At 66.4% G+C, this 23,683-nt stretch carries 21 protein-coding genes; 7 read left to right on the forward strand and 14 right to left on the reverse strand.

Features of this window, described 5'->3' with window-relative positions:
- Window positions 1-149: 149 nt before the first annotated feature.
- On the forward strand, window positions 150-3,194 hold the full coding sequence (locus ASD15_RS30870; RefSeq protein ID WP_057158894.1) for a response regulator: 3,045 nt from the start codon (window positions 150-152) through the stop codon (window positions 3,192-3,194).
- Here ASD15_RS30870 and ASD15_RS30875 read toward each other — a convergent pair.
- Together ASD15_RS30875 and ASD15_RS30880 are read right to left on the reverse strand one after the other, a co-directional pair.
- Entirely contained in the window at window positions 3,191-3,586 is a 396-nt protein-coding gene (locus ASD15_RS30875; RefSeq protein ID WP_057159012.1) for a glyoxalase/bleomycin resistance/extradiol dioxygenase family protein, read from the reverse strand. The genes ASD15_RS30870 and ASD15_RS30875 overlap by 4 nt on opposite strands.
- A gap of 33 nt (window positions 3,587-3,619) precedes the next feature.
- The gene (locus ASD15_RS30880; RefSeq protein WP_057158895.1) at window positions 3,620-4,546 is read right to left on the reverse strand and encodes a histone deacetylase family protein; all 927 of its coding nucleotides are present in this window, start codon (window positions 4,544-4,546) and stop codon (window positions 3,620-3,622) included.
- A gap of 59 nt (window positions 4,547-4,605) precedes the next feature.
- On the opposite strand from ASD15_RS30880, the gene ASD15_RS30885 reads away from it, so the two are divergent.
- The 5 genes from ASD15_RS30885 (at window position 4,606) to ASD15_RS30905 (ending at window position 10,509) form a co-directional block, all read left to right on the forward strand.
- On the forward strand, window positions 4,606-5,526 hold the full coding sequence (locus ASD15_RS30885; RefSeq protein WP_057158896.1) for a MoxR family ATPase: 921 nt from the start codon (window positions 4,606-4,608) through the stop codon (window positions 5,524-5,526).
- Window positions 5,527-5,528: 2 nt separating this feature from the next.
- Complete coding sequence (locus ASD15_RS30890) at window positions 5,529-6,578, forward strand: DUF58 domain-containing protein (RefSeq protein ID WP_373888211.1); 1,050 nt, start codon at window positions 5,529-5,531, stop codon at window positions 6,576-6,578.
- The gene (locus tag ASD15_RS30895) at window positions 6,575-8,605 is read left to right on the forward strand and encodes a DUF3488 and transglutaminase-like domain-containing protein (RefSeq protein WP_082552263.1); all 2,031 of its coding nucleotides are present in this window, start codon (window positions 6,575-6,577) and stop codon (window positions 8,603-8,605) included. The genes ASD15_RS30890 and ASD15_RS30895 overlap by 4 nt, the downstream gene beginning before the upstream one ends.
- A complete protein-coding gene (gene mltB, locus ASD15_RS30900) occupies window positions 8,602-9,762 on the forward strand; it encodes a lytic murein transglycosylase B (protein ID WP_057158897.1) in 1,161 nt (386 codons plus the stop codon). Before ASD15_RS30895 ends, mltB begins: the two co-directional genes overlap by 4 nt.
- A gap of 411 nt (window positions 9,763-10,173) precedes the next feature.
- Window positions 10,174-10,509, forward strand: a complete 336-nt coding sequence (locus tag ASD15_RS30905) for a hypothetical protein (protein ID WP_082552264.1) — start codon at window positions 10,174-10,176, stop codon at window positions 10,507-10,509.
- A gap of 62 nt (window positions 10,510-10,571) precedes the next feature.
- Here the strand turns inward: ASD15_RS30905 and cysM are convergent, their stop codons facing one another.
- A complete protein-coding gene (gene cysM / locus ASD15_RS30910; RefSeq protein WP_057158898.1) occupies window positions 10,572-11,474 on the reverse strand; it encodes a cysteine synthase CysM in 903 nt (300 codons plus the stop codon).
- 90 nt (window positions 11,475-11,564) lie between these two features.
- Complete coding sequence (locus ASD15_RS30915) at window positions 11,565-12,104, reverse strand: GNAT family N-acetyltransferase (RefSeq protein WP_057158899.1); 540 nt, start codon at window positions 12,102-12,104, stop codon at window positions 11,565-11,567.
- A gap of 130 nt (window positions 12,105-12,234) precedes the next feature.
- On the opposite strand from ASD15_RS30915, the gene ASD15_RS30920 reads away from it, so the two are divergent.
- The gene (locus ASD15_RS30920) at window positions 12,235-13,998 is read left to right on the forward strand and encodes a cyclic nucleotide-binding domain-containing thioredoxin-disulfide reductase (RefSeq protein ID WP_057158900.1); all 1,764 of its coding nucleotides are present in this window, start codon (window positions 12,235-12,237) and stop codon (window positions 13,996-13,998) included.
- A 96-nt stretch (window positions 13,999-14,094) separates the two neighbouring features.
- Here the strand turns inward: ASD15_RS30920 and ASD15_RS30925 are convergent, their stop codons facing one another.
- From ASD15_RS30925 to aroA, 10 genes are all read right to left on the reverse strand, one after another.
- The gene (locus tag ASD15_RS30925; protein WP_057158901.1) at window positions 14,095-15,450 is read right to left on the reverse strand and encodes a M28 family peptidase; all 1,356 of its coding nucleotides are present in this window, start codon (window positions 15,448-15,450) and stop codon (window positions 14,095-14,097) included.
- A gap of 127 nt (window positions 15,451-15,577) precedes the next feature.
- A complete protein-coding gene (locus tag ASD15_RS30930) occupies window positions 15,578-15,910 on the reverse strand; it encodes a helix-hairpin-helix domain-containing protein (protein ID WP_057158902.1) in 333 nt (110 codons plus the stop codon).
- Between the two features lie 99 nt (window positions 15,911-16,009).
- Window positions 16,010-16,912, reverse strand: a complete 903-nt coding sequence (locus tag ASD15_RS30935; protein ID WP_057158903.1) for an FAD:protein FMN transferase — start codon at window positions 16,910-16,912, stop codon at window positions 16,010-16,012.
- A 13-nt stretch (window positions 16,913-16,925) separates the two neighbouring features.
- Complete coding sequence (gene rfaE1 / locus ASD15_RS30940; protein ID WP_057158904.1) at window positions 16,926-17,870, reverse strand: D-glycero-beta-D-manno-heptose-7-phosphate kinase; 945 nt, start codon at window positions 17,868-17,870, stop codon at window positions 16,926-16,928.
- 62 nt (window positions 17,871-17,932) lie between these two features.
- Window positions 17,933-19,108, reverse strand: coding sequence for a lipopolysaccharide assembly protein LapB (gene lapB, locus ASD15_RS30945; protein WP_057158905.1), 1,176 nt, complete (start codon window positions 19,106-19,108; stop codon window positions 17,933-17,935).
- A gap of 27 nt (window positions 19,109-19,135) precedes the next feature.
- Entirely contained in the window at window positions 19,136-19,441 is a 306-nt protein-coding gene (locus tag ASD15_RS30950) for a lipopolysaccharide assembly LapA domain-containing protein (RefSeq protein WP_057158906.1), read from the reverse strand.
- Between the two features lie 104 nt (window positions 19,442-19,545).
- Window positions 19,546-19,851, reverse strand: a complete 306-nt coding sequence (locus ASD15_RS30955; RefSeq protein WP_050408958.1) for an integration host factor subunit beta — start codon at window positions 19,849-19,851, stop codon at window positions 19,546-19,548.
- 18 nt (window positions 19,852-19,869) lie between these two features.
- On the reverse strand, window positions 19,870-21,549 hold the full coding sequence (gene rpsA, locus ASD15_RS30960; RefSeq protein ID WP_056402965.1) for a 30S ribosomal protein S1: 1,680 nt from the start codon (window positions 21,547-21,549) through the stop codon (window positions 19,870-19,872).
- 107 nt (window positions 21,550-21,656) lie between these two features.
- Window positions 21,657-22,325 (reverse strand): (d)CMP kinase, encoded by a 669-nt coding sequence (gene cmk / locus ASD15_RS30965; protein WP_057158907.1) that lies wholly within the window; start codon window positions 22,323-22,325, stop codon window positions 21,657-21,659.
- A 2-nt stretch (window positions 22,326-22,327) separates the two neighbouring features.
- On the reverse strand, window positions 22,328-23,662 hold the full coding sequence (gene aroA, locus ASD15_RS30970) for a 3-phosphoshikimate 1-carboxyvinyltransferase (protein ID WP_057158908.1): 1,335 nt from the start codon (window positions 23,660-23,662) through the stop codon (window positions 22,328-22,330).
- Window positions 23,663-23,683: the final 21 nt, after the last annotated feature.

A 23,683-nucleotide genomic window follows, 5' to 3' on the forward strand; every position in this document is an offset into this window, starting at 1 on the left:
CCGGCCGCCCTGTCTCCGACACGGCGGCCGGTTCGCTTGTGGCGCGGCTGCAAATCGGCCGGCATGCGCGGCATGCTGCGCCATGTTGCAATATACAGCCGCGCGCGGCGGTGTTAAGGTAGCAATGAACAGCTCCCGCCCGAACCTTCATGAAATCAGAAACCCTGCGAAAATTGCGCAAGCTGTTCGCTGTGCTGGTGGCGGCAGTGGCGGCGGCATTCCTGATCGTGACCGGCTTTGTGCTGCATACGCTGCACGAGAGCCGCCAGCGCTACTTCGCCAACGCGGAAGAAACGTCGCGCAACCTGGCCATCACGCTGGAGCACTTCCTGCGCGGCCATTTCTACGAAGTGGACCTGGCCATGCGGCGCGCCGCGCTGGAATTCCGCACCGCGCACGCGCAGGGCCGCTTCGACGACGCCGCCTTCAGCGCCTATCTGCGCTCGCTCAAGGAACGCATCCCCCACGCGCGCTCGGTGCGCGGTTCGGACCGCGACGGCCGCGTCATCTACGGCGAGGATATCGACTTGTCCAAGGTTCAGAACCTGGGCATCCGCGAGTTCTTCGAGCGTGTCAAAGCTGGACGCGAACTGGTGTTCGGCGTGCCGGTCAAGTCGCGCATCACGGGCGACTTCGTGCTGCCGCTGGTGTATCCGCTGACCTACGAGGACGGCAGCTTCGGCGGCACCGCCTATGTGAACATGACCACCGATACCGTCACGGCGGTGCTCAAGTCCCTCAACGTGGGACCGAACGGGGTGATCACGCTGATCGACCGGGAGCGCCGCCTGCTGCACCGCTACCCGGAAGTGGCGGACCTGCCGCTCGGCACGCAGGCGGCCATGTCGCCGCCCACCCTGGCGGTGCTGTCGAGCCAGCGCAAGCATGCCACCTACACCACCCTGAGCGCGCGCGACGGCCTGCAGCGCGTGGTCAGCATCGAGCGCATCGGCGAGTACCCGGTGTTCGTGCTGGTGGGCCTGTCCAGCGACGATTTCCTGGCCCCGTGGCGCAAGGAGGCGCTCAACGACGCCCTGTTCCTGGCGGTGCTGCTGATCATGGCCAGCACCTCCCTGCTCGGCGCGCACTACGCGCTGGGCCAATTGGGCCGCACGGTGGACAAGCTGAGCGAGGCCAAGGACCAGGCGCTGGAGGCCGGCCGCGCGAAGTCGGCCTTCGTGGCCAATATGAGCCATGAGATCCGCACGCCGATGAACGCGGTGCTGGGCATGCTGCAACTGCTGCAGCAAACGCAGCTGGACGGCCGCCAGCGCGACTACGCGGCCAAGGCCGAATCGGCGGCGCGCTCGCTGCTTGGCCTGCTCAACGACATCCTCGACTATTCCAAGGTGGAGGCGGGCAAGCTGGCGCTGGAGCCGCATCCGTTCAGCCTGGACCGGATGCTGCGCGACCTGTCGGTAATCCTGTCCGCTTACGTGGGCGGCAAGCCGGTGGAGGTGCTGTTCGAGGTCGATCCGGCGCTGCCGCCATGGCTGCTGGGCGATTCGCTGCGGCTGCAGCAGATCCTGCTGAACCTGACCGGCAACGCCATCAAGTTCACCGAACAGGGCGAGGTGGTGCTGTCGGTGCGGCGCAAGGGAAGCGCGGTCGCCTTCGCCATCCGCGACACCGGCATCGGCATCACGCCCGAGCAGCGCGCGCATATTTTCGACGGCTTCTCGCAGGGCGAAGCGTCCACTGCGCGCCGCTACGGCGGCACCGGGCTGGGGCTGGCCATCTCGCAGCGCCTAGCGCGCATGATGGGCGGCACGCTGGAAGTGGACAGCGCGCCGGGCCAGGGCAGCACCTTCCACTTTGAAGTGCAGCTGGCGCAAGCGGCGCCGCCCGCGCCGCAGGCAGCCGGCGCGGCGCCGCTGCGCGACCTGGACTGCCTGGTGGTGGACGACAACCCGAGCGCGCGCCAGGTCCTGGCGCGTATGGCGGCATCCTTCGGCTGGCGGGTGGACACGGCAGAGAACGGACTGGAGGCGCTGCGGCTGGTGATGGGACGCAGCGCCAGCCGGCCCTACGATGTGCTGCTGGTGGACTGGCGCATGCCGCTGATGGATGGCTGGGAAACCAGCATGCAAATCCGCGAACTGATGCCTTCGGCCGGCACGCCGCTGATCATCATGGTGACCGCGCACGACCGCGAGATGCTGGCGCGCAAACAGCTGCAGCAGGGCGGCGCGCCGGTCCTGGACGGCGTGCTGGTGAAGCCGGTCACGGCGTCGATGCTGTTCGACGCAGTGGCCGACGCGCGCACCGGCCAGCGTCCGGCCGCGCTGCACGAGCCGGTGCAGGCACAGCGCCTGCTGGACGGCATGCATATCCTGCTGGTGGAGGACAATCCGACCAACCAGCAGGTGGCGCGCGAACTGCTGGGCCATGAGGGCGCGCTGGTGGAAGTGGCGCCCTGCGGGCTGGACGCGATGGACGCGGTGCGCCGCGAAGGACCGCTGCCGGACGTGATCCTGATGGATATCCAGATGCCGGACATGGACGGCTACCAGGCCACGCGCGCCATCCTGGACCTGCTGGGCAGCCGCGCGCCGCCCATCATCGCCATGACGGCCAACGCCATGCAGTCGGACCGCGAACTGGCGCTGGCGGCCGGCATGGTGGACCACGTGGGCAAGCCGTTCGATTTGCGCCAGCTGATCGCCGTGATCCTGCTGCATGCCGTGCCGCGCGCTGCCGCGGCAGCGGCAGCGCCAGCCATGGCGCCCACGCCGGCAGCAGCGCCCGCGACCGCCGTGGCCGCCGCCGCCGCGCCCATCGCCGCCGCCACCGCTGCGCCCGCGCCGCCTCCCGCGCCTCGCTCCGCTCCGCCCGCCGTCCGCGCCACGCAGCTGGATAGCGCCGGCGCGCTGAAACGCATGGGCGGACTGAAGCAGGTCTACCACATTGCGCTGCGCAGCTTTGGCGCCGAGGCGGACGAGCTGGCCGGGCAAATGCGTGCCGCCATCGACACGCAGGACTTCACGTCCGCGCGCGCGGCGTTGCACATCCTGAAGGGATTGGCCGGCACCATAGGCGCCGACCAGCTGAGCCAGCTGGCCGCGCTGGCCGAGCAGACCATCCGGCAGGACCGGGGCGCGCAAGCCTGCGGCAATGGCGTCGCCATCGTGCTCGCGGCGCTGCCGGCGGTGGTGGAGGAAGTGGAGCTGCTGCTGCCGGAGTATGCCGGCTAGACCGCCTGCGCCTGGCGCGCGTAGCTCACCGTCAGCATTTCCCACTGGTGGCCGTCCGGCTCGTTCCAGTAGACCATGCGGCCGCCGTAGTCGGTGTTGATGCGGCCGTCGTTCGGCCCGCGCACGCTGCCGCGAAACGGGATGCCCCGCCCTTTCAGGCGCGCCAGGATGGCGTCGAACGCGCCCTGGTCCACGCGGAAGCAGTAGTGGTGCACCGGGAAGGCTTCCTCGGTGGTCTGGAAATCCAGCGTCAGGCCGTCGTTGATGAACACCGGCGAGAACGGTCCGAGCGCGGTCGGGGACCACGGCACGTCCAGCAGTTCCGCCAGCAACTGCGCGGCCGCCGCCTGGTCGCGGGTCGGTACGATGAAATGGTCCAGCTGTATCGCCATGCTGCCTCCCATGGTTGGACTGACAGGTCCGGTTTACAGTTCCGCCAGCGCCTTCACATGCGCCACCACGCTGCGGCCCAGCGCGGACAGGTTGTAGCCGCCCTCCAGGCAGCTGACGATGCGGCCCTTGGCGTATTCATCGGCCACCGCCATCACCTGCTGTGTCATCCAGGCGTAGTCCGCCTCCACCAGTCCCATGCCGCCAATGTCGTCCTCGCGGTGCGCGTCGAAACCGGCCGAGATGAAGATCATCTCCGGCTTGAAGGCGTGCAGCGCCGGCAGCCACTTGTCGATCACCAGCTGGCGCACCGTGTCGCCCTTGGAGTGCGCCGGCACCGGCACGTTGACCCGGTTCGGGCTGTCCGGCGCCACTTCGCTATAGGGATAGAAGGGATGCTGGTAGAAGCTCACCATCAGCGCGCGCGGCTCGTCGCGCAGCGCCTCCTCGGTGCCGTTGCCGTGGTGGACGTCGAAGTCGACCACCGCCACCCGCCGCAACCCGTGCACATCGAGCGCGTGCTTGGCCGCGATGGCGATGTTGTTGAACAGGCAGAAGCCCATCGGCTCGCTCGGCCGCGCATGGTGGCCGGGCGGGCGGATGGCGCAGAAGGCGTTGGCGATCTCGCCGGCGATCACCGCGTCGGTGGCCGCCACGGCCGCGCCGGCCGCGCGCAGGGCCGCTTTCCAGCTGTGCGCGTTGAGCGAGGTGTCGCCGTCGATCGGGTAATAGTCGCCCGCCGCCGGCACATTGTCGCGCACGATGCCGATGGCGTTGCGGCTGTGGTTGCGCTCGATGGCCGCCAGCTCCGCCAGCGGCGCCTCGCGGTGCTCCAGCAGATCGTCGATGTGCGAATTGATGAGCTGGTCCGCAATCGCTTGCAGCCGGGCGGGCGATTCCGGGTGCCATTCGCCCATTTCGTGGCGCTGGCAGTCGGGGTGACTGTAAATTGCTGTACTCATGTCTTATTTCTTTGCCGTAGAATCAAGTAGTAATCTACCACGGGATAATAACAGGAACCATGTATACCAAACTGCACGCGGTAGCCCGCCAGGTGAGCCAGGTCATAGTCGGCAAGGACCCGCAGCTGCGCCTGGCGCTCACCTGCATGCTGGCCGGCGGCCATTTGCTGGTGGAGGACGTACCGGGCGTGGGCAAGACCACGCTGGCCCACGCGCTGGCCATCTCGCTCGGCCTGCACTTCAACCGCATCCAGTTTACCAGCGACCTGCTGCCGGCCGACGTGTCCGGCATTTCCATCTACGAGCGGGAAAAGAACGGTTTCGTGTTCCATCCCGGCCCCATCTTCACGCAAGTGCTGCTGGCCGACGAGATCAACCGCGCCACGCCCAAGACCCAGTCCGGCTTGCTGGAGGCGATGGAGGAACGCCAGGTGTCGGCCGACGGCGTGACGCGCCCGCTGCCCGAGCCGTTCTTCGTGATCGCCACCCAGAACCCGCTGCACCAGGTGGGCACCTTCCCGCTGCCGGAATCGCAGCTGGACCGCTTCCTGATGTGCCTGTCGCTGGGCTACCCGGACGCCGCCGCCGAACGCGCGCTGCTGCTGGGCGACGACCGGCGCGCCATGCTCAAATCGCTGCCGCCGGCCATGACGTCGGCCGAGCTGCTGGAGGCCCAGCGCAGCCTGCGCCGCATCCACGTGTCGCCGGCGCTGGCGACCTATGTGCAGGCGCTGGCCCAGGCTTCGCGCCAGAACGGCGCGTTCGCCGAAGGCCTGAGCCCGCGCGCGGCGCTGGCGCTGCTGCAGGCCGCGCGCGCCTGGGCCGCGCTGGAGGGCCGCGACCATGTGCTGCCGGAGGACGTGCAGGCGGTGCTGGTGCCGGTTTGCGCGCACCGCTTGCGGCCGCTGAAGGCCGCGCACGGCGTGGCACTGGCCAGCCGCGACCTGGTGCTGCAGCTGCAGGCATCGGTGCCGGTCTAGGCATGGCCAGCAAGCCCGGCTCCATGGGAGACGCCGGCGCGGCCAGCGGCGATGACGGCCGCAGCCGTCCGCCCGCAGCGCTGCGCCGCTGGCTCAACAGCTGGCTGTTCCAGCTGCGCGGGCGCGAGCCCGGCGAGGTGCTGCTGGTGATGCGGCGCGTGTTCATCCTGCCGACACGGCCCGGCATGGCCTTCTGCGGCCTGCTGCTGATCATGCTGATCGGCTCCGTCAACTACACGCTGGGCCTGGGCTTCGCGCTGACCTTTTTCACCGGCGCCTGCGCCGTGGCCGACATGGTGATGACGGCCCGCAACCTGGCCATGCTGCGCCTGGCCCCGGGCCGCGCCCAGCCGGTGTTTTCCGGGCAGGAGGCGCAGTTCGAGCTGCTGGTGCGCAACGGCACGCCGCGCGACCGTTACGCCGTCTGGCTCGGCTTCCAGCACGACGGCGAGCCGCGCCACGCGGTGGACGTGCCGTCCGGCGCCAGCACGGCGCTGGCGCTGGCCGCCCCCACCGAAGGACGCGGCTGGCTGGCCGCCCCGCGCGTGCGGCTGGTGACGCGCTTTCCGCTCGGCCTGTTCCGCGCCTGGGCCTACTGGGAGCCGGATCTGCGGGTGCTGGTGTACCCGGCGCCGGAGCACAATGCGCCGCCGCTGCCGGTGCGCGGCGCCGCCAGCGAGGACGGCCACGGCCAGGTCGGGCTGGACAATTTCGCCGGCATCCGCAGCTACCAGCCCGGCGATCCGATGCGCCAGCTGGCCTGGCGCCACATCGCGCGCCACGACCCGGCGCTGGGCGGCCAGCTCAGCACCAAGCATTTCGAGGGCGGCGCGGTGGCCGAGATGGTGCTCGACTTCGCCCAGCTGCCGCTGACCATGGATCTGGAACAGAAACTGTCGCGCATGGCGCGCTGGGTGCTGGACGCCGAGCAGCTGGCCCTGCCCTACGGTTTCCGCCTCGGCCACCACGACCTGCCGCCGGGCCTGGGCGACGCGCACCGCGCCGCCTGCCTGCGCGCGCTGGCCCTGTACGGCCAGGAGGCGTACGGGTGAAGCCCGCGCCCGCAGCGGCCGGCCCGCTGGCGCGCTGGGCGCAGCGGCTCACGCGCGACAAGGCCGACACCCTGCTGCTGCTGGCCGCCGCGCTGCTGGTGCTGGCGCCGCATGTCGGCCACCTGCCGCCCTGGACCAGCGCGGTGATCTGCTGCGTGCTGCTGTGGCGCGGCGCCATCACGCTGCTGGGCCGCCGCATGCCGCCGCTGTGGCTGCTGCTGCCGGTGTCGCTGCTGGCCATGGGCGGCGTCTACCTGACCTTCCGCACCCTGCTGGGCCGCGACGCCGGGGTGGCCATGCTGGCCCTGCTGCTGGCCTTCAAGCTGCTGGAGATGCATGCCCGGCGCGACCTGTTCGTGGTCATCTTCCTCAGCTTCTTCCTGCTGCTGACCAATTTCTTCTATTCCCAGTCCATCCTCACCGGGCTGTCCATGGTCGCCACGGTGATCCTGCTGCTGGCCACGCTGATGACCTTCCAGTACACCGGCGCCGTGCCGCCGCTGCGCCGCCGGCTGCTGGCGGCAGCGCAGCTCTTCCTGGCCGCCGCCCCGCTGGCCGTGCTGCTGTTCTTCGCCTTCCCGCGCATCCAGGGCCCGCTGTGGGGCCTGCCGGGCGACGCCCGCAGCGCGCGCAGCGGCATCTCGGACACCATGTCGCCCGGCAGCATGACCAGCCTGGCGCTGTCGGACGAGGTGGCCTACCGGGTGCGCTTCTTCGGCCCGCTGCCGCCGCAACACCAGCTGTACTGGCGCGGCATCGTGCTGAGCAACTACGACGGCGCCACCTGGACCCGCACCGACCGCCCCCGTTTCCGGGCCGGCGAAGCCAACACCCGCGCCTCGGTCGGCGGCAGCGCGCTGCGCCATGAAGTGACCATGGAGCCGACCGGCAAGCGCTGGCTGTTCGCGCTGGAGCTGACCAATCCCAACGAGCCCATGCCGGGCCTGCGCACCAGCCTGAGCGACGAGTTCGAATTCATCAGCCGCGAGCCGGTGCAGCAGCGCCTGCGCTACCAGGCCAGCGCCTACCTCAGCTACCGCCTGCAGCCCAGCCTGGACCAGGCGCAGCTGGCGCGCGCGCTGCGCCTGCCGGACCGCTACAACCCGCGCAGCGTGGCGCTGGCGGCCACCTTGCGCCAAGCGGACGGCCCGGCCGCGTCGGCCCAGGCGGTGCTGCGCATGTTCCGCACCCAGCAGTTCAGCTACACGCTGGAGCCGCCGCTGCTGGGCCGGCATGCGGTGGACGATTTCCTGTTCGGCAGCAAGGCCGGCTTCTGCGAGCACTACGCGGGCGCCTTCGTGGTGCTGATGCGCGCCATGGGCGTGCCGGCGCGCGTGGTCACCGGCTACCAGGGCGGGGAACTGAACCCGGTGGACGGCTACCTCACCGTGCGCCAGTCCGACGCCCACGCCTGGGCCGAAATCTGGATCGCCGGCCAGGGCTGGCTGCGGGTCGACCCCACTGCCGCCGTGGCGCCGGACCGCGTCAGCCTCGGCCTGGGGCGCGCGCTGCCGCAGCAGGCGCCGTTCGGCCTGGACGGCCTGGGCCAGTTGATGAATTTCCGCAATGACAGCAATTCGTGGCTGGCGCAGCTCAGATTCCGCCTGCACGCGGTGAATAATGCGTGGAATCAATGGGTCCTGGATTACAATCCAGAACGGCAGAGCAGTTTCCTTGGGGAACTAACGGCCGCGCTCGGCAACTGGCGCAGCGGCGCCGCGCTGGCTGCGGTGGCCGCGCTGCTGGTGCTGTGGCGCAAACTGCGGGCGCGGGCGGCGCAGGAGCCGGTGGAGGCGGTGTACGCCGCCTTCTGCCGCCTGATGGCCAGGCGCGGCATGCCGCGTGCGCCGCACGAAGGACCGCACAGCTATGCTCGCCGTTTGCAGGCGATGCAGGCACCGGATGACAAGAAACAGGCCATGCAGGCCTTTTTGGAATTGTATGGCGCGCTGAAATACGCCGCGCCTGATGACGAGATAACGGCGCCCGCCAAACGGCTGGCCATTTTGCTGAAACGATCAACATGAAACTGTCTTTGCGCAACAACACCCTCTCGTCCGCCTTCCTGGCCCTGGCATTGGCCGCTAGCGGCCTAGCCCTGGCCGTGGCGCCATGCGCGGCATCCGCCCAAACCAGCCAGGGCGGCAAGGCCAAAGCCAAGGCCGCCGCGGCCAAGAAAGCCAAGGCCAAGACGGCCGCCAGGAAAACCGACTACGAAGGCGAATTCGTCAACTTCGGCCAGTGGAAGGAAGTGGGCGCCTTCCTGGACGACATGGCCGCCAGGCACGGCTTCGACCGCAAGGAACTGGACGCGACCATGATGCAGGTGCGCTACGTGGATTCGGCGGTGCAGCTGATGAAGCCCGCGCCGCCCGGCAAGCCGAAGAACTGGCAGGCGTACAGCAAGCTGTTCATCGAACCGGTGCGCGTCAACGGCGGCGTGAAATTCTGGAACGAGAACCGCGAGGCGCTGGCGCGCGCCGAGTCGCTGTACGGCGTGCCGGCCGAAATCATCGTCGGCATCATTGGCGTGGAGACCGTCTATGGCGGCAACACGGGCCGCTTCCGCGTCATGGACGCGCTCACCACCCTGGCCTTCGCCTACCCGCTGGCGCCCTCGCGCGACGCCCGCATGACCTTCTTCAAGGGCGAACTGGAAAGCACGCTGCTGTACGCGCGCCAGACCGGCATCGACCCGTTCTCGCTGCTGGGCTCCTATGCCGGCGCGGTGGGCTTGCCGCAGTTCATGCCGAGCAACATCGTGAAGTACGCGGTCGACTTCGACGGCGACGGCCGGGTCGACCTGCGCAACTCGCCCACCGACGCCATCGGCAGCGTGGCGGCCTTCCTGGTGGCGCACGGCTGGCGCCGCGACGATCCGGGTCCGCTGGTGTACCCGGCCACCGTGTCGCCCAGCCGCCAGTGGGAACGCTACATCAACCAGGGCCTGGAAGCGAAATTCCGCCAGCAGGACTTGATGTCGGCCGGGGTCGTCACCACATCGTCCTTGCCTGAAGGAATGTTGTTCGGCCTGGTGGACTTGCAGAACGGCTCCGAGCCGACCGAATTTTGGCTGGGCACCAATAATTTCTTCGCCATCACCCAATACAACCGCAGCTATTTCTACGCGATGTCGGTGCTGGAACTGGGCCGGGCTGTCAAATTGTCGCGGCGGGAGATGTAAGGAAGCGTAAAGCCCCTTGAAATCTTGCCTATTGGCAGCTATTGTATAATTGATAGTTGGAAACACGACAGGAATCATATCGTGCGGCAATGCAAGGTGGTTTTGCCCTATACTCAACTTTGTTCAAAAGACAAAGAATGCGTCGGCATCCGCAGAGGCATGGTAGCACACGCAACCAGCGTCAATTCTCACACATTGTTGCGGACCGACAACAAGAGCTACGCGGCAGAGGTATTTTTTATTGCTCGTAAGTATTACATTGCGTGATGTTGTACAATTGTGTATATATTATGAAACTTGTTATTTCGGAATTCCGTCCGTGTGGTGAATTCGTTCCCGAGTAAGGATGAACATGGCTAGGCTCCGAGTGTTTCACTTTGCAGGACAAACTTTACAAGGAACAGACGAATCATGACTAACCAAGTGGGTATTGATATGAACAGCGATTCGGAAGGCGACGACCTGCTGCAATACAATCCGAACCGACTGCTCGACACGCTGATCGAAAATCTGCGCCTGAAAAACGATGCCGCCCTGTCGCGCGCATTGGAAGTGGCGCCGCCGGTGATCAGCAAAATCCGCCACCACCGCCTGCCGGTGGGTGCTTCGCTGCTGATCCGCATGCACGAAGTGAGCGACCTGAGCATTCGCGACCTGCGCTACTTGATGGGCGACCGCCGCAACAAGTTCCGCATCAGCGACAAGCAGTTCAAGCCTAAAGAAGGCGAAACCCCGAACCAGGGCTGATTGCAGCCCGGTTCGCGATCCCTCCCCTCGCCAGGGAGGAGGGATAAAGTTTTCCTGAAACCTTAAGCGGGGAACACGCCGGTCGACAGGTAACGGTCGCCGCGGTCGCAGACGATGAACACGATGGTTGCGTTCTCCACGGTCTGCGAAATCCGCAATGCGATCTCGCAGGCGCCCGCCGCCGAAATGCCGCAGAATATCCCCTCTTCCGCCGCCAGCCGGCGCGCCATGCGTTCGGCCGCCGCCTGCGTCACGTATTCCACCTGGTCCACGCGCGCCTTGTCGTAGATTTTCGGCAGGTAGGCTTCCGGCCATTTGCGGATGCCGGCGATCTGCGAGCCCTCTTCCGGCTGCGCGCCGATGATGCGCACCGATGCGCTTTGCTCCTTCAGGTACTGCGACACGCCCATGATGGTGCCGGTGGTGCCCATGGCGCTGACGAAGTGGGTCACGCGGCCGCCGGTGTCGCGCCAGATTTCCGGGCCGGTGCCTTCGTAGTGCGCGCGCGGGTTGTCGCCGTTGCCGAACTGGTCCAGGATGGTGCCCTTGCCGTCCTTCTGCATCTGCTCGGCCATGTCGCGCGCGTATTCCATGCCGCCGGTCTTGGGCGTGAGCATGATCTGGGCGCCGTAGGCGGCCATGGCCTGCTTGCGTTCCTCGCTCTGGTTTTCCGGCATCAGCAGCAGCATCTTGTAGCCGCGGATGGCGGCCGCCATCGCCAGCGCGATGCCGGTGTTGCCCGAGGTCGCTTCGATCAGCGTGTCGCCCGGCTTGATGTCGCCGCGTTCTTCGGCGCGGCGCAGCATGGACATGGCGGCGCGGTCCTTGACGGAACCGGCCGGATTGTTGCCTTCAAGCTTGCCGAGGATGATGTTGCCGCGCGCGTCGGCGTCGGCGCCGGGGATGCGTTGCAGCTGCACCAGGGGCGTGTTGCCGATCGTATCGGCAATAGTCATGTAAGCCATCGTGTTCTGTTTTCGTTCAGCAAAAGAGATCATTTTAATCCGGGACGCAAAAGCGCGCCCGGCACAGGTCGGACCCGGGCTTCCAGAGCCTCACAGCTTCAGGCTCATCAGCGTGTAGGCCAGTTGTTCGCCGTCGATGCGGAACATGTCGTCGATTTCACCGGTCTGGCGGAAACCGCTGTCGCGGTACAGCGCACGCGCCGGTTCGTTGATGCTCAGCACTTCCAGGTCCACCCATTCCAGGCCCTGCTTGCGGGCCCAGTCCAGGGCGGACGCCAGCAGCACCCGGCCCAGTCCCTGGCGCCGCGCCAGGCGGTGCACGCCCATGCCCAGCATGGCGCGGTGGGCGCTGGCGTGCTCCGGCCGGGCGCGCAGGTCGATGTGGCCGAGGATGCCGTCGCGCCCGGTGGCCACCCAGGCCCGGCGCCAGCCCGGCTCGCCAACGGCAATGCGCATGCCCTTGACGAAAGCGGCGGCCTTCTCATCCGGGAACACCGAGCGGCTGCGCGGCATGGGTTGGAACAGCGGATGGCTGCCGGCGCCGTTGTCCTGCAAATGATCGTTCAGGTAGACGAAAAAATGGTCGGTCTCGCGCGGATCGAGCGCGCGGATGGCAGGAACAACGGACATGGGCGGGTTGTCAGAAAGAATAAGGAAGATTGTACCAGCCAAGCTCTCCAATAAGATGTTGGCATGAAAGCGATGCCATGCGCTAGACTGCTCGTGACGCCCTCCCCTCTTCCATTTAACGAATCCCGCCATGGCACACGACGACACCCCATTCCAGGCAGAAGCCAACGCGAACAACGCCATCGAAGGCGTGCCCAGCTCGCTCGAATCGCGCCGCCACCAGATGTTCCCGACGCTGACCGAGGCCGAAATAAAACGCATGGACCGCTTCGGCACGGTGCGCCATTTCCGCAACGGCGAGCGCCTGTTCGAAGCCGGCCGCACCACCTTCGGCATGCTGGTGATCCTGAAGGGCCGGGTGGCCATCAGCCGCTACGACGGGCTGGGCAACACGTCGCTGATCATCGAACACGGCGCCGGCCAGTTCTGCGCCGAAGTGGGCCAGCTGTCGGACCGGCCGTCGCTGGTCAACGGCGACGCGGTGGGCGACGTGGAAGTGCTGGTGATCCCGTCCGAATCGCTGCGCGCGCTGGTGGTGGCCGAGGCCGAACTGGGCGAGCGCATCGTGCGCGCGCTGATCCTGCGCCGCGTGGGGCTGATCGAGGCGCCGTCCGGCGGCCCGGTGCTGGTGGGCGCGCCCAGCCACCCGCGTCTGCACAACCTGCAGACCTGGCTGCAAAGCAACGGCCATCCCTACTCGGTGCTGGACCCGAAACACGACGCCCAGGCGCGGGCGCTGTGCGAGCACTACCAGCCCACGGCGGACGAGATGCCGCTGGTGGTGTGCCCGGACGGCAGCGTGAAGAAGAACCCGACCAATGTGGACCTGGGCCGCTGCCTGGGCATGCTGCCCGAGTTGGGCAGCGACAAGGTGTGGGACGTGATCGTGGTCGGCGCCGGTCCGGCCGGGCTGGCGACTGCGGTGTACGCCGCCTCGGAAGGCTTGTCGGTGCTGGCGCTGGAAACGCGCGCCTTCGGCGGCCAGGCGGCGGCCAGCGCGCGGATTGAAAACTATCTCGGCTTCCCGACCGGCATTTCCGGCGGCGCCCTGGCCGGGCGCGCCTACGTGCAGTCGCAGAAATTCGGCGTCGAGATCGCCATTCCGGCCCCGGCCGGGCGCCTGATCTGCGACACCTACCCGCTGCAAGTGGAAATGTGCGGCAGCCTGACGCGGCTGCAGGCCAAGACCGTGGTGCTGTCGTGCGGCGCGCGCTACCGCCGCCCGTCGCTGGCCAACCTGAAACAGTTCGAAGGGCGCGGCGTGTACTACTGGGCCTCGCCGATCGAAGCGAAGCTGTGCAAGACGGAAGAAATCGTGCTGGTGGGCGGCGGCAACTCGGCCGGCCAGGCGGCGGTATTCCTGTCCGGGCACGCCTCCAAGGTGCACATGCTGGTGCGCGGGCCCAGCCTGGCGGCCACCATGTCCAGCTACCTGATCGAGCGCATCCAGGCCACGCCCAACATCGTGCTGCACACGCACAGTGAAATCGTGGCGCTGGAAGGCGACGACGAGCAAGGCCTGCAGCAGGTGCGCATCCGCTGCAGCAAGAGCGACACCGAAACCGACTACGACGTGTGCCGCGTGTTCCTGTTCATCGGCGCCGACCCCAACACCGGCTGGCTGAGCGACTGCGGCGTCGATGTCGACAGCAAAGGCTTCATCCGCACCGGCTTCGACGTCACCAAGGCGCAATGCCGCGCCAACTTCGCCAAAGGCGTGTACCCGGCCGACCTGCCGGCGCGCGCCGCGCTGGAAACCAGCGTGCCGGGCGTGTTCGCCATTGGCGACGTGCGCGCCAACTCCACCAAGCGCGTCGCGGCGGCGGTCGGCGAAGGCGCCGCGGTCGTCTCCCAGATCCACGCCTTCCTCGCCAACCTCCCTCCCGAGCTGTAACTCCCCAGCCGAGCTGAGCCGCATTCCACCCACGTCGGGGTCTGACCCCGATGTGGGTGGAATGCGGCTCAGCTTGCCTGTTTTTATGGCAGATGTTTAGCGCAGGGGCACGGGATAGCTGGCGGGACTGGCGTTGCCGTCCTTGTCGATGGCTTGCACGCCGAAGTAGTAGTTGTCTTTCGACAGCGGCACGCGCGCTTCGGTGACGTTGCCGACGAATTTGCCGCCCTGCCAGCCTGCCGCGTCCGTCTCACGCCAGACGATGCGGTAGCCGGCCAAATCCGGCTCGCCGTTGGCCTGCCACACCAGCGCCGTGTCGTTCTCCAGCTGGGCGGTGCGCAGCTGCACCTGGCGCGGCGCGGCCGGCGCCAGCGCCAGCGTGGCCAGCGCGGCGGCGTTCACCCGCGTGACCTGGGCGATGTAGTTGTAGTCGTTGTACTCGGGCATGTCGCCGATCAGCACGCCGTTTTCAGTGCGCACGTTCTGGTGCTGGTGCTTGAAGTCTTCGGCCGGCTCGGTGAAGCGCAGCGCCGCGTAGCCGCGCTCGAGGAAGGGCATGTGGTCGCCGCCGCGCAGGTAGCGGTCGCGGCGCTGGATGACGTTGACCTTGAAGCCTTGCACGTAGCGCTCGCCTTGCTCTTTCACGTGCCGCGCCAGCTGGCGCGAGATGGAGTCGTTCTCGCCGCCGGTCTGGATCAGCGCGCGGTTCGCCTCGCTGGCTTCCTTCTCCACCGGCAAGCCTTCGGCGAACAGGCGCACGCTCTTGTGGTCCACCTTGCCGTGCTCGTCGCGCGAGCTGCCGATGATGTCGTTGGTAAACATGCCGGCAATGTTCAGTTTCTTTTGCCTGGCCTGCTCGGCCCAGTGCGCCGCGCCCAGCAAGCCCTGCTCTTCGGCCGCCACCGTCATGAAGACCAAGGTGGCGTCGAACTGGTACGTCGACATCACGCAAGCCATTTCCATCACGGCCGCCGTGCCGGAGGCGTCGTCGTTGGCGCCGGGCGCAGCGCCGGTGGCGTCCATCACGTCGGTGTTGCGCGAGTCGTAGTGGCCGCTGACAACGTAGATGCGTTCCTTCGATGCGTCCTGCGTGCCGGGCAAGGTGGCCACCACGTTGACGATCTCGGTCGGACGGCTGATGCGGCGCGACACGGGCGCGACGTGGCTGTCGAACGCCACTTGCAGGCGGCCGCCATTCTGCGCGTTGCAGCGCTCGAACTCGCGCTTGATCCAGCGCCTGGCTGCGCCTATGCCCACGGTGTCGGACCCGGTTTCGGACATGGTGTGGCGGGTCTGGAAGGAGACCAGCTTGCGCACCAGCGCCTCGATGCGCTGCGGCGAGATGTCGCGCACGATCTGGTCGATGCCGGGCTGGCGGCGGACGGTGTCGGGGCCGGCGGCGGCGCTGCCGGCGGCCAAAGCGGCCAGCAAAAGGAGGGAACGGTGAGCCATGCGGGCGCGTCCTGTGGTGGTAACAGGCTACGATCTTCTCATGAAGCCCGCGCGCGGCGGAACGGGATTTTTGTATCGGCAAGTTGCAGAACCCCGCCATGACGCGGCGGGGCTGGGTCAGGCGGAATTACTTTTTCGCGCCTGGGGCGGCGGCCATCTTGTCAGCCTTGGCCGGCTTGGCGGCGGCGCCGTCGCGCGATTTGCCGTTCACCTGCAGCCCGGCCTCGGACAGTTTGATGGCGTTCTTCTCGCCCACGCCTTTCACGCGCGTCTCGAAGTCGGCCCAGTCCTTGAACTCGCCCTTGGCGCGCTCATCCAGGATGGCTTTCGATTTGGCCGGGCCGATGCCCTTGACGGCGTCCAGCGCGGCCGCGTCGGCCTTGTTGACATCGACCTGTGCGAATGCGAAACCCATCGTCGCCACCAGCGCGGCGACTGCCATCATCAGTTTCTTCATCATGTCTCTCTCCATCAGGTGGGATAGCGACGGCGGGGTTCCGCCGCGCTTCCCATCAACGGCTACGGCTGAGCGCAGTTGACGTGGCAAGCTTGATGAAAGTCAAACACCCGAGCTGTGCAGTCCGCCGGCCGCGTCCTGCGCCAGCCAGGCATTGCCGCTGGCGGCCAGGAAGTCCAGCCCCTGCGGGCCCTTGAGCATGGCGATGGTGGCGCAGGCGCCTGCCGCCACCGTCAGCGGCGCCAGCACGCTGACCGAGCGCCAGGCCGTCACCGGATAGCCGCTGGCCGGATCGAGGATGTGGCAGTAGCGCCGCCCGTCCAGCTCGAAGTAGCGCTCGTAGTCGCCCGAGGTGGCCAGCGCGCCGCTGCTGACGTCGATGGACGCCATAGTCTGGTCGTGCTCGCCTTCCGGGCGCGGGTGCTGGATGCCGATGCGCCACGGGCTGCCGTCCGGCTGCGGCCCCAGCACGCGCAGGTCGCCGCCCAGGTTCACATAGCCCGATTGCACGCCCTGTGCCTGCAGGATGGCGGCGGCGCGGTCGGCCGCGTATTCCTTGCCAAAGCCGCCGAAGTCGAGCTCCATGCCGGCCTGCGGCAGGCGCACGCTGCCTGCGTCGCGTTCGACGCGGCGCCAGCCGGTCAAGGCCAGCAGCGGCGCCAGTTCATCCGGCGCGGGCACGCGCGGCACGCTGAAGTTCCAGGCCTTGCGCAGCACGCCGGTGGTGATGTCGAACAGGCCGCCGCTCAGCTCAAACAGCTGGCCAGCGTACTGCAGCAGGGCCAGGGTCTCCGGGTCCAGTTGCACCGGCCCGCGCCCCGCCCCGCCGTTGATGGCGCTAACCACGCTGTCGGCGCGGTAGCGCGAGTACTTGGTTTCGATGCGCAGCACTTCGGCGATGGCAGCTTGGGCCAGCGCGCGCGCCTCGGCTTCGCCGGCCGCCGCCAGCAGCACCTGGCAGGGGCTGGCCATGGCCTGGAACTCGACGTTGAACAGGGCGTTCATGGCGCGCCGGACCTTAGCCGAACAATTCCTCGCGCGTGACGGTGGCCGTGCCCAGCTTGCCGACCACGATGCCGCCGGCGCGGTTGGCGGTCTGCACGGCCTCGTTCCAGCCCGCGCCCGCGCCCAGCATGGCCGCCATGGTGGCGATCACGGTGTCGCCGGCGCCGGAGACGTCGAACACTTCGCGCGCGTCGGCCGGGATGTGGAACACTTCCTGTTCGGTAAACAGCGTCATGCCCTCTTCCGAGCGGGTCAGCAGCAGCGCGTCCAGGCGCAGCTCGCGGCGCAGGTTCTGGGCCTTGGCGGTGAGCTGCTCTTCGCTGCTCCAGCCGCCGGCGATGTGGCGGAATTCGGATTTGTTCGGCGTCAGCACGGTGGCGCCGGCGTAGCGCGTGAAGTCGTCGCCCTTCGGGTCCACCATCACGACCTTGCCGGCCGCGCGGCCCGCCGCCACCATGTCGGCCACGTTGACCAGGCTGCCCTTGGCGTAGTCGGACAGGATGATGACGTCGTAGTCGGCCAGCAGCGCCTTGTACTGCATCAGCTTGTTGCGCAGCACGGTGTCGCTGGGCGGCTCTTCGAAGTCGATGCGCAGCATCTGCTGCTGGCGGCCGATCACGCGCAGCTTGATGATGGTGGAGATGGCTTCGTCGCGCTTGAGGTAGCTGTGGATGCCGCCGCCGTGCAGCAACTGCTCGACCTGGTCGCCCGCCTCGTCGGCGCCGACCACGCCCAGCAGGCCGGCGTGCGCGCCCAGCGCGGCCGCGTTGCGCGCCACGTTGGCCGCGCCGCCCAGGCGCGCTTCGCGCTTGTCCACGCGCACGATGGGCACCGGGGCTTCGGGGGAGATGCGGCTGACATCGCCGAACCAGTAGCGGTCCAGCATCACGTCGCCCACGACGAGGATGCGTACCTGGTCGAGTGCAGGGGCTTGGTAGGTGGTCACGGAAGTGCTCATGGCGGTCTCTCAGGGTCGCGGCGCGCCCGGCGGGTTAGGCGCAGCCGTAACCCGCCGGCGCATCAATTCATTACGTTCAGTTCTTCCGTGCGGCGCGGCGGGTAGGATTCCCACTTGCTGCAGCCCGGGCAATGCCAATAATACTGGCGCGCCTTGAAGCCGCAATGGCCGCATTGGTAGCGCGCCAGCTTCTGGGTATAGCCGTGCACCAGGCCTTTGACCATCGACAGTTCCGACAGCAGCTCGGCCGGCGCGTCCATCATGCGCGCTTCCAGCAGCTTGTCCAGCCCCAGCAGGGTCGGCGTGCGGCGCAGCTCGTCGCTCACCAGCTGCTTGGCGGCGCCTACGCCGTCGAGCTCGATGACGGCCTTGAACACCACTTCCAGCAGGTCGATCGACGATGCCTGCTCCAAATAGGACTTGAGCACGGACACGCCTTCCTGCGGCCGGCCGACCTTCTTGTAGCCGTCCATCAGGCGCTGCGCCACCAGCGCCACGTGCGGCACGCTTTGCTGCTCCACGCGGCGCCAGGTGTTCAGCGCGGCTTCCACGTCGCCCTGCATCAGCTGCGCGTCGCCCACCAGGATGGTGGCGCGCACGCTGGTGCGGTCGGCCTGCAAGGCCTGCTCAAGCAGCTGCAGCGCTTCTTCGGGGTGGATGTGGACCAGCGCATCCTGCGCCATTTCGCAATAGAACTGCGAGATTTCCTTCTGGCGCGCGCCGGCGCCCGATTCCTGCAGGCCCAGCGCCGCTTCGATCGCGCGCGGCCACTCCTTTTCGCGCTGGAAGATCTCCAGCAGCGAGCGGCGCGCCTGCACGCCGTAGGAGGTATCGAGCAGGCGCTTGAAGGTTTCCTCGGCGCGGTCCAGCAGGCCGGCCTTCAGGTAGTCCATGCCCAGTTCATACTCGGCGTGCGCCTTTTGCTCGGGCGGCAGGTCCGGGCGCGACAGCAGGTTCTGGTGCACGCGGATGGCGCGCTCGGTTTCGCCGCGGCGGCGGAACAGGTTGCCCAGCGCGAAGTGCATGTCGGCCGTTTCCGGGTCCAGGCGCACGATCTCGATGAAGGCGTCGATGGCCTTGTCCGGCTGGTCGTTCAGCAGGAAGTTCAAGCCTTTGAAATAGCCGCGCGGCAAGGTGCGCGATTCGGACACCAGCTGGCGGATGTCCACCCGCGCGGCGACCCAGCCCAGGCCGAAGAAGATGGGCATGCCCAATAACCACCAGAGTTCGAATTCCATGCTTTTTTTATAGGACGATTGTTGGCATTACTGCTGAGTATTCACGCTGTCCGGCTGCGGCTGGGCATTGACCTGCAGGGCCGAGGTTTGCAGCGTCTGGATGGTGGATTTTTGTTTGGTCGCTTCGCGCCGGTGGCGGAACACGGTGGGGGTGAGCGCGAGCACGCCGAGGAAGGCGCCGGCGGCAAAGAAGCCGAGCAGCATCAGCACCAGGGGGCCGCGTAATTCGTAATTCAGGAACAGGACCAGATTCACTTCCTGGGTGTTTTTCAATGCGAAGCCGAAAAACAGCACGAACAGGATAAAACCAAAAACAGTGGAAACAATTTTCATTCGTCAGCTTCCCGTTTCAAAAAAAAACGGCATCCAGGGACGCCGCTCTTTTACATCAGCCGGAACAGGCTTGCACCCGCCCCGGCTACCGTCATGTAGACGCTTCAGTCCTCGATGATGGGCTGGCCCACCATCGCGTCGACACGCTCGCGCAACTGCTTGCCAGGCTTGAAGTGCGGCACCCGTTTTTCGGGCACCATCACCTTGTCGCCGGACTTCGGATTGCGGCCGATGCGGGGCGGCCTGCTATTCAAAGCAAAGCTGCCGAAGCCGCGGATCTCGATGCGCTGGCCGCTCGCAAGCGCGCCGGTCATCGCATCGAGTATCGTCTTGACGGCGTACTCCGCATCCTTGGCCACCAGCTGAGAATAACGCTCAGCCAGGCGGTTGATCAACTCGGACTTGGTCATCTACGTTGACTGATGCTATTAGTTCTTGTTGTCGAACTTGGCTTTCAGCAGTGCGCCCAGGCTGGTGGTGCCCGAAGCGGCGCTGCTGTCGACCGATGCCATCTTCTGCATGGCTTCTGCAGTTTCAGCATTGTCTTTAGCTTTGATCGACAGCTGGATCGAACGTGCTTTGCGGTCGATGTTGATGACCAGCGCTTCCACGGAATCGCCCACCTTCAGGTGCGTACCGGCATCTTCCACGCGATCGCGGGAGATTTCGGAAGCGCGCAGGTAGCCTTCGACTTCTTCGGACAGCTGGATCACGGCGCCTTTAGGCTCAACCGATTTAACGGTGCCGGTTACCAGTGCGCCCTTGTCGTTGATGGCTGCGAAGTTGTTGAACGGGTCGCCTTCCAGTTGCTTGACGCCCAGGGAAACGCGCTCGCGCTCAACGTCGATGGCCAGAACCACGGCTTCCAGTTCGTCACCCTTCTTGAACTTGCGCACGGCTTCTTCGCCGGACTCGGTCCACGACAGGTCGGACAGGTGCACCAGGCCGTCGATGTTGCCGGCCAGGCCGATGAACACGCCGAAGTCGGTGATCGACTTGATGGCGCCACGGACTTTATCGCCCTTCTTGTGGGTTACGCCGAAGTCGTCCCATGGGTTGGCTTTGCACTGCTTCATGCCCAGCGAAATACGACGACGCTCTTCGTCGATTTCCAGAACCATCACTTCTACTTCGTCGCCCAGCTGGACAACTTTGTTAGGAGCAACGTTCTTGTTGGTCCAGTCCATTTCGGAAACGTGTACCAGGCCTTCGATGCCCTGTTCCACTTCAACGAACGCGCCGTAGTCGGTCAGGTTCGTTACTTTGCCGAACAGGCGGGTGCCTTGTGGGTAACGACGGGACAGACCGGTCCAAGGATCGTCGCCCAGCTGTTTCACGCCCAGGGACACGCGGTTCTTTTCCTGATCGTACTTCAGCACTTTCGCGGTGATTTCTTGGCCAACGGTCAGCACTTCCGATGGGTGACGCACACGACGCCATGCCAGGTCGGTGATGTGCAGCAGGCCGTCGATGCCGCCCAGGTCCACGAACGCGCCGTAGTCGGTGATGTTTTTCACCACGCCGGTTACCACGGTGCCTTCTTTCAGCGTTTCCATCAGTTTCTGACGCTCTTCGCCCATCGAAGCTTCGATGACGGCGCGGCGGGACAGAACGACGTTGTTACGCTTGCGGTCCAGTTTGATAACCTTGAATTCGAGGGTCTTGCCTTCGAATGGGGTGGTGTCTTTGACAGGACGGGTGTCCACCAGCGAACCTGGCAGGAACGCGCGGATGCCGTTGGTCAGAACGGTCAGGCCGCCCTTGACTTTGCCATTGACGGTACCGACGACGATTTCGCCGGATTCCATTGCTTTTTCCAGAGCCAGCCACGAAGCCAGACGCTTGGCTTTGTCGCGCGACAGGATGGTATCGCCGAAACCGTTTTCCAGCGATTCGATGGCCACGGAAACGAAGTCGCCTACTTTGACTTCCAGTTCGCCTTGGTCATTCTTGAATTCTTCAACAGGGATGAAAGCTTCCGATTTCAGGCCGGCGTTTACGATCACGAAGTTGTGATCCAGACGAACGACTTCAGCGGAGATCACTTCGCCGGAACGCATGTCCTGACGGGACAGGGATTCCTCGAAGAGGGCTGCGAAACTTTCCATATTAGACATAGTACTTCCAGGTTAGCCAGTAAGACCCGCACCATGCGGCTTCAACTGGGTTAGGGTTAATAAACTGCCAAGGCACTCAGAGCTTGCCCGGCAACCAACTATTTCCCGATGGCCGCATACCACTGCAACACCTGCGAAACCGCCTCATCGACGGTCATCTGCGAGGTATCGAGGACATGCGCCCCCTCTGCGGGGACCAGCGGCGCGATGGCCCGGTTTGTATCCCGGTCATCCCTTGCCTTCAAATCCATCAGGAGGTCTTCCATATTAGCAGAAAATCCCTTAGCTATCAATTGCTTATATCGGCGTTCGGCGCGCGCTTCCACGCTGGCGGTCAAAAACACCTTCAATTGGGCGCTCGGGAAGATCACCGTGCCCATGTCGCGCCCGTCCGCCACCAGGCCCGGGGTCTTGCGGAAGCCCAGCTGCAGGCTGTACAGCGCCTGGCGCACAGCGGGCAACGCCGCGATTTTCGATGCCGTGTTGCCCACGTCTTCCTGCCGGATCGCATCGGTGACGTTTTCATGCGACAAAAACACCGCCTCACCGGTAAAACTGATGTGCAGGTGCTCGGCCAGCTTGGCCAGCGCATGTTCGTCGGTCAGGCTGGTGTCGCGGCGGATCGCCTGCAGCGCAGTCAAACGGTAGAGCGCGCCCGAGTCCAGCAGGTGGAAGCCGAGGTGGTCGGCGACCTTGTGTGCGACGGTGCCCTTGCCGGATGCGGTGGGGCCGTCGATGGTGATGACAGGGATATGGGTTGTCGGCATAGTTATTTGGCGATCGCCGCGAAGGCGGCGAAATAATCGGGGAAAGTCTTGGCCACGCACTTGGGATCGTTGATCCGCACATTGTTGCCTTTTCGCAACGCGCCATCCAGCGAGGCCAGCGAGAAGCACATGGCCATGCGGTGGTCGTCGTAGGTGTCGATGGCGGCCGTGCCGATGGCGGCCGGCGGCGTCACCTTCAGGTAGTCGGCGCCCTCTTCCACCTCGGCGCCCAGCTTGCGCAGCTCGGTGGCCATGGCGGCGATGCGGTCGGTTTCCTTTACGCGCCAGCTGGCGATGTTGCGCAAGGTGGTGGTGCCTTCGGCGTACAGCGCGGCCACGGCGATGGTCATGGCGGCGTCCGGGATGTGGTTGAAGTCCATGTCCACCGCCTTCAGCGGGCCGTTGCCCTTCGCCTCGATCCAGTTGTCGCCCATGGTGATCTGCACACCCATCTGCTCCAGCGCTTCGGCAAAGCGCACGTCGCCCTGGATCGAGTCGCGGCCCACGCCTTCCACGCGCACCGGACCGCCGCCGATGGCGCCGGCGGCCAGGAAGTAGGACGCCGACGAAGCGTCGCCTTCCACGTGGATCAGGCCCGGGCTCCGGTAGCGCTGGCCGGCCTGCACGGTGAACGCGGCCCAGCCGTCCTGCTCCACCGCCACGCCGAAGCGGCGCATCAGGTTCAGCGTGATCTGGATGTAGGGCTTGGAAATCAGCTCGCCCACCACGGCGATGGTGACGGCCTGGCCTTGCGCCATCAGCGGCGCCACCATCAGCAGCGCGGTCAGGAACTGGCTGGACACGTCGCCGCGCACCGACAGGCGCTGGGCCGCCAGCTTACCCTTGCGGATGTGCAGTGGCGGGAAGCCGGGGTTGCCGGTGTATTCGATCTGCGCGCCGATGGCGTTCAGCGCGTCCACCAGGTCGCCGATCGGGCGCTCGTGCATGCGCGCCACGCCGTGCAGCGTGTAGTCGCCGCCGATCACGGCCAGGGCCGCCGTCAGCGGGCGGATGGCGGTGCCGGCGTTGCCCATGAACAGGTCGGCCGATGGCGCCAGCGTGACGCCGGCGTCGCCGCCGGCGCCCTGCACGGTGTGCATGGGGTAGCCGTCCATGGTGGGCTGCTCGCTCCAGTTCACGCCCAGCAAACGCAGCGCGTTCAGCATCACGTGCGTGTCGTCGGACGCCAGCAGGCCGCCGATGCGGGTTTCGCCTTCGGCCAGCGCGGCCAGCAGCAGGATGCGGTTGGAGATCGATTTCGAGCCCGGCAGGCGCACCACGCCTTCAGCGTGGGCGACCGGCGCCAGGTCGATGTGTTCGGGATAGTGCTGCGTCATACCAGTCCTTTTGCTTGCTTA

It is taken from the genome of Massilia sp. Root351 (genome assembly GCF_001425045.1).
Taxonomy (GTDB): domain Bacteria; phylum Pseudomonadota; class Gammaproteobacteria; order Burkholderiales; family Burkholderiaceae_D; genus Rugamonas.

What these genes read in the sequence shown, in the direction of transcription:
- ASD15_RS30905 (WP_082552264.1), top strand. Translation starts at nt 10,174, where the DNA reads ATGACTAACCAAGTGGGTATTGATATGAACAGCGATTCGGAAGGCGAC.
- ASD15_RS30925 (WP_057158901.1), bottom strand. Translation starts at nt 15,450, where the DNA reads ATGGCTCACCGTTCCCTCCTTTTGCTGGCCGCTTTGGCCGCCGGCAGC.
- ASD15_RS30870 (WP_057158894.1), top strand. Translation starts at nt 150, where the DNA reads ATGAAATCAGAAACCCTGCGAAAATTGCGCAAGCTGTTCGCTGTGCTG.
- cmk (WP_057158907.1), bottom strand. Translation starts at nt 22,325, where the DNA reads ATGCCGACAACCCATATCCCTGTCATCACCATCGACGGCCCCACCGCA.
- ASD15_RS30915 (WP_057158899.1), bottom strand. Translation starts at nt 12,104, where the DNA reads ATGTCCGTTGTTCCTGCCATCCGCGCGCTCGATCCGCGCGAGACCGAC.
- ASD15_RS30890 (WP_373888211.1), top strand. Translation starts at nt 5,529, where the DNA reads ATGGCCAGCAAGCCCGGCTCCATGGGAGACGCCGGCGCGGCCAGCGGC.
- rfaE1 (WP_057158904.1), bottom strand. Translation starts at nt 17,870, where the DNA reads ATGAGCACTTCCGTGACCACCTACCAAGCCCCTGCACTCGACCAGGTA.
- mltB (WP_057158897.1), top strand. Translation starts at nt 8,602, where the DNA reads ATGAAACTGTCTTTGCGCAACAACACCCTCTCGTCCGCCTTCCTGGCC.
- lapB (WP_057158905.1), bottom strand. Translation starts at nt 19,108, where the DNA reads ATGGAATTCGAACTCTGGTGGTTATTGGGCATGCCCATCTTCTTCGGC.
- ASD15_RS30880 (WP_057158895.1), bottom strand. Translation starts at nt 4,546, where the DNA reads ATGAGTACAGCAATTTACAGTCACCCCGACTGCCAGCGCCACGAAATG.
- ASD15_RS30875 (WP_057159012.1), bottom strand. Translation starts at nt 3,586, where the DNA reads ATGGCGATACAGCTGGACCATTTCATCGTACCGACCCGCGACCAGGCG.
- ASD15_RS30885 (WP_057158896.1), top strand. Translation starts at nt 4,606, where the DNA reads ATGTATACCAAACTGCACGCGGTAGCCCGCCAGGTGAGCCAGGTCATA.
- ASD15_RS30935 (WP_057158903.1), bottom strand. Translation starts at nt 16,912, where the DNA reads ATGAACGCCCTGTTCAACGTCGAGTTCCAGGCCATGGCCAGCCCCTGC.
- ASD15_RS30950 (WP_057158906.1), bottom strand. Translation starts at nt 19,441, where the DNA reads ATGAAAATTGTTTCCACTGTTTTTGGTTTTATCCTGTTCGTGCTGTTT.
- ASD15_RS30920 (WP_057158900.1), top strand. Translation starts at nt 12,235, where the DNA reads ATGGCACACGACGACACCCCATTCCAGGCAGAAGCCAACGCGAACAAC.
- ASD15_RS30930 (WP_057158902.1), bottom strand. Translation starts at nt 15,910, where the DNA reads ATGATGAAGAAACTGATGATGGCAGTCGCCGCGCTGGTGGCGACGATG.
- aroA (WP_057158908.1), bottom strand. Translation starts at nt 23,662, where the DNA reads ATGACGCAGCACTATCCCGAACACATCGACCTGGCGCCGGTCGCCCAC.
- cysM (WP_057158898.1), bottom strand. Translation starts at nt 11,474, where the DNA reads ATGGCTTACATGACTATTGCCGATACGATCGGCAACACGCCCCTGGTG.
- ASD15_RS30955 (WP_050408958.1), bottom strand. Translation starts at nt 19,851, where the DNA reads ATGACCAAGTCCGAGTTGATCAACCGCCTGGCTGAGCGTTATTCTCAG.
- rpsA (WP_056402965.1), bottom strand. Translation starts at nt 21,549, where the DNA reads ATGGAAAGTTTCGCAGCCCTCTTCGAGGAATCCCTGTCCCGTCAGGAC.